The organism is Microcystis sp. M53602_WE12 (assembly GCF_030065455.1).
Taxonomy (GTDB): domain Bacteria; phylum Cyanobacteriota; class Cyanobacteriia; order Cyanobacteriales; family Microcystaceae; genus Microcystis; species Microcystis aeruginosa.
In genome coordinates this window covers 1-3826 of sequence record NZ_JASJFB010000876.1, presented here as the reverse complement: position 1 = coordinate 3826, position 3826 = coordinate 1, and the positions used below count along the sequence as shown (strand labels likewise).

Annotated in this window: 3 protein-coding genes and 2 pseudogenes; 3 read left to right on the top strand and 2 right to left on the bottom strand. The window is 42.9% G+C overall.

Annotated elements, in window-relative coordinates; all coding sequences use genetic code 11:
• Positions 1 to 442: pseudogene (locus PX482_RS26700) on the bottom strand (helix-turn-helix domain-containing protein); the annotation flags it as partial.
• A 153-nt stretch (positions 443 to 595) separates the two neighbouring features.
• Between PX482_RS26700 and PX482_RS26695 the strand changes: the two are divergent.
• The gene (locus tag PX482_RS26695; protein WP_002761541.1) at positions 596 to 1081 is read left to right on the top strand and encodes a hypothetical protein; all 486 of its coding nucleotides are present in this window, start codon (positions 596 to 598) and stop codon (positions 1079 to 1081) included.
• Positions 1082 to 1331: 250 nt separating this feature from the next.
• The gene (locus PX482_RS26690; protein WP_002761542.1) at positions 1332 to 2375 is read left to right on the top strand and encodes a glycosyltransferase; all 1044 of its coding nucleotides are present in this window, start codon (positions 1332 to 1334) and stop codon (positions 2373 to 2375) included.
• A gap of 21 nt (positions 2376 to 2396) precedes the next feature.
• Here the strand turns inward: PX482_RS26690 and PX482_RS26685 are convergent, their stop codons facing one another.
• Positions 2397 to 3476 (bottom strand): glycosyltransferase, encoded by a 1080-nt coding sequence (locus tag PX482_RS26685; protein WP_071825100.1) that lies wholly within the window; start codon positions 3474 to 3476, stop codon positions 2397 to 2399.
• A gap of 124 nt (positions 3477 to 3600) precedes the next feature.
• On the opposite strand from PX482_RS26685, the pseudogene PX482_RS26680 reads away from it, so the two are divergent.
• Positions 3601 to 3765: pseudogene (locus PX482_RS26680) on the top strand (ISL3 family transposase); the annotation flags it as partial.
• Between the last annotated feature and the right edge of the window lie 61 nt (positions 3766 to 3826).

Sequence of the window (3826 nt, the reverse complement as noted above, 5' to 3'; positions counted from 1 at the left end):
GTTCATCTGGGTCAGCTTTAGAAGGAAGAGAACCTACTTTTAAACATTTCATTCCCATTGATTTTAAAAATTTTCTCACTTGGGTAGGACTTCGTTTTATTCCCGTTAATTCTTCTCTCCTATATACAGCTTCATTTATTGTGGCTGGTGGATTTTTCTCGAAGTATTTTTTGAGGGTTTCTTTTTGAGACTCTAATTCACTTTTAGGGCGATAGAAGTTGATTTCTTTTAATTTTTCTATTCCGCCTTCTTCATAATCTCGAAGATAGGTTAATAAGGTATTTGGCGAGATTCCTGCTAACTGACAAATTTTTTGGTGCGGTATCTTTTGGCTCTTTAACCAGAGAACTTCCATCTTCAGTTGAACCCGGGGATGGGGATGATGAAATCTTTCCTAAGAAAGTGAGTTCTTTTCTTCTTCCGTGAATTCTAGGTTAATCATGTTTTCAATGAGTGCTTTGCTTCTAATTATGACTCTTAAACTATATTATTGTCCTTGAGTAAAAAATGCAAGTTGTAGCCGTGCAAAGTATATTTATTTCAAAATGAGAATTGCTGAGATTTTACTGTCATCGAAGAAGAAAAAGAAATACGAGTGAGACGGTGGAATCAGCTTCACTTTGAAGACTTTGCCCAGACTATCCTAGATGTGGTAAGAGTAGATCATCCTGACTATGACCGTCCTCTACTCATTGGGACTATGGCGAGGGAGTTGACTACCGTCGAATTGCGTCTGGCCTACAGTCATCGTTCCCCAGTTGAAACTAATTTCTTTGTGGCTCAGGATACAGCGGGGATGGAGATGCCGAGAGCTTGGACGGAGAATTCTATCAGGCGTCGAATTGGTCTGGCTTTGTTGGCTGGTTGTTTACTTAAAGCGATCGCTGCTGTCTGCGAACCGCTCGCTACAGGACCCTGGGATAAGAAACCCCAACCAACTGCTGGTCGTTTGAGCCATCACCTCAATATTCGGGTCAATGATTTTTCGGCACTTGCTCTCAAGGGTGTGCCATCGAGAAACTACCGAAAAATTCAAAAACCCCAGCCCATCAAGGATTTGCCGTTACCTGATGCCGCTTAAATTGGTAAAACACGAGAATTTGGCTGTGCCATTTAAACTCGCTTCCACAGATTTAGAACACGACGCCTCATCTATCTGAGAAAGGCTGTAACTTTTTCTTGAACTAAATTTAGCATCAAGTTTTTATCAGCCAAGTTCATTGCTATGACTGGGGTATAGATTTTTGGAGATGTCTAATGTGACGGGTTCCGCATCGATCGCTTCCGTGGTATGATTCGGGCGACATCCGATCGATCCCCCCTTCCTGTAGATGAGCGAACTATCCCCCACCGTCTCCGTCATCGTTCCCTGCTATAACCAAGGTATTTATCTCGATGAAGCGATCCAATCGGTTCTCGGACAGACCTATCAAGATTTCGAGATTATTATCGTCGATGATGGATCGGACGACGGGCTGACGGGGCTGACGAACGATCTCCTACGAGATTACCGACGAAAGAGAACGCGGGTGATCCGTACCGAGAATCGGGGAGTGGTTAGCGCTCGCAATACAGCGATCTCCCACGCGAGGGGTAAATATATCCTGCCCCTCGATGCCGATGACCGAATCGGTAGCGAATATTTAGAGAAAGCGGTAAAAATTCTCGATGATAATCCCGATACGGGGATCGTTTACTGCGAGGTGGAGTTTTTCGGCGAGCGGCAGGGTAAATGGGAGTTACCTCCCTACCGATTTCCCGATATATTAGTACAGAACGTGATTTTCTGCTCCGGTTTTTTTAGAAAATCCGACTGGGAGAAAGTCGACGGATATAATCCTAATATGAACGATGGCTGGGAAGATTACGATTTCTGGCTAGCGATAATCGAAACGGGAAGAAAAGTATATAGAATTTCAGAAATTTTGTTTTATTATCGACAAAAAAAATCTTCTAGAAATACGGAGGCGAATTCAAGAGCGATCGCTCTCCATACCCGAATCTTTCAAAATCATCGAGAACTTTATCTACAAAATATAGAAATTCTATTTAAATATATCTACGAGAATTGGTCGAAAATCGATGAATTGAGGGAAGTCATCCACGAGAATCGATTAACAGTTGAAGAGTTGGGCGAGCGGCTCGATGATTTTGTAGCGCAACGAGATCGGGCTATTCTCAGAATCCAACAGTTAGAAGACCATGAGAGAGAACTCGAGCAGGAATTATCCAAAACCCAAAAGTACTTTTTGAACGCTCGACGGGAAGTGGAAGAGCTTACGGAAGCGATCCGTCCCTTGCAAGAGATGCGAGAGAGTAAATTAGGGACGATGCTCGCGCTCTGGCACGAATTTAAGAAAAAAATCGGTTTTTAATAGAGAATGGTCGCTCGATGCTCAATCGTTGTCTGGAAGTCTTAACACTCGCTTCGTTTGTTTCCAAGTCGTTCTAATTTTCCAGAACTTACTACTTTCCATTCCTGTAATGACATCTTGAGCTTTCTGCAATTCTGTAGATATTTTTTCGATAAGATGTAAATGTTTACTTCGTTCTGCTTGTAACTCTGACTCGGTAATTTCCAGTTCTTGAATTCTCTGTTGGTGGGTTGTATTCCGAGCGAGCAGATCGTCTCTTTCTTCCTTGAGTTTTACATAAATCGCGCTGGTTAAACAGGTGGGAAGCTCGCTATAGCAAGGATCGACCATCATTTTACGCAAAAAGAGTTGCAGGTCGGTTGAGATGCGATCACTCTGTTGATTCTGTAAGGTTTGCTGGGAAAGATGCACGCGAAAAAACGAGAGAGTTCGATCAATAAATCCCACCTTATAGTTCAGCATGATCCGACACCACATATCGATGTCCACGTGTTGGCAGAGATCAGGATCGAATTCCCCTACGGTATCGAAAACTTCTTTGCGGATTAAAACCGTGCTGGGTTCGCCGATTTTATTAATACATCCCTCTAAAAAACGCGGGTCGCTTAATAAACTTCTTCCCGACTGAACTAACGCGAGTCGTGACCAACCGGAATGTAAATTCTCGATCTGACGCACGATCGCCAAACAGGTATCGTTCGTTTTCGCCTCCTCCGACAGAAGAAGATCGCGGCGGGAAAACACCAATCCAATCTCTCTATCGCTCTCCGCCAGTTCGACCATTTCCGACACACAATTTGCGTCAAGAAGGTCATCTTGTAATAAAAATTTAATATATTTACCCCTCGATCGGGAAACCGCACAATTCCAATTATCGACCATCCCCAAGTGCTCATGAGTGAAGACTTGACAATCTAACGCGGTTTGTTGTTGAAAGTCTTTAACGATCTCTAAAGTGCGATCGGTCGAGCCGTCATCGGAAATAATAATCTCTAAAGCCGGATAGGTTTGCGCTCGGACTGACGCAAGTGTTTCCTCTAAAAATCTCTCGCCTTGGTAGGTCGGGATCACGATACTTACGGGGGGGGAAGAAACGATCATCGTTTTTGAAAAAATTTGTTTCCCGAAATGGAGGCGGGACATATTCTACCACACATTCCGCACCCGGCTCTTCTAGGTTCTGTGTGAGCATGGTATAATAGTAACACAGAACAGGAGGTGGGTTATGTGGATAAATTTTGATCAAATCCTCGATTTACCAAATGTAACAGTGGTCAATTATCAAAAAATTGCTCAGACAATTTTCCTAAAGCTCGCTCTTTTAAATGAAACAATTGAATGTCCGAATTGCCATCAAACCTTGGACAGAATCAATCAAACAGAGTATAATAGACCTCTTGCATAAATACGAAAACAAACGATAGAAACAATAATGGGAGGGACTTTCAGTT

Coding starts and splice junctions, on each gene's coding strand:
- PX482_RS26690 (WP_002761542.1), top strand. CDS start 1,332: ATGAGCGAACTATCCCCCACCGTCTCCGTCATCGTTCCCTGCTATAAC.
- PX482_RS26685 (WP_071825100.1), bottom strand. CDS start 3,476: ATGATCGTTTCTTCCCCCCCCGTAAGTATCGTGATCCCGACCTACCAA.